Annotated in this window: 1 protein-coding gene; it reads right to left on the reverse strand. The window is 63.9% G+C overall.

Features of this window, described 5'->3' with window-relative positions:
* Window positions 1-327: integrase catalytic domain-containing protein (locus tag ABD225_RS10980; RefSeq protein WP_344085020.1), on the reverse strand; the 327-nt coding region annotated here is incomplete at both ends.

A 327-nucleotide genomic window follows, 5' to 3' on the forward strand; every position in this document is an offset into this window, starting at 1 on the left:
AGCCGACGTTGCGGCGCACGATGGAGAAGTTCTTCTGCTCGACGTGGGCTTGGTCGTTGGAGCGAGAGGGCCGGCCGCGGGTGAAGGTGATTTCCTGTTGGGTGCACCATTTGGCCAGGTGGTGGTTGATGAACTCGCTGCCGTTGTCGGAGTGGATCCCCAAGACCGCGAACGGGAAGCGGAGCTGGAGTTCGCGCAGCCCGGCGGCCACGATCCGTTCTCCTTTGGAGCGGACGGTGATGACCTCGTTCCAGCCGGTGGCCACGTCCACGGCGTCCAAGGAGTAGTAGAACTCGCCGTTGTTGTCGCCGCCTTCGTGGCCGACCA

Origin of the sequence: Nostocoides veronense (assembly GCF_039531185.1) — a bacterium.
Classification (GTDB): Bacteria; Actinomycetota; Actinomycetes; order Actinomycetales; family Dermatophilaceae; genus Nostocoides_A; species Nostocoides_A veronense.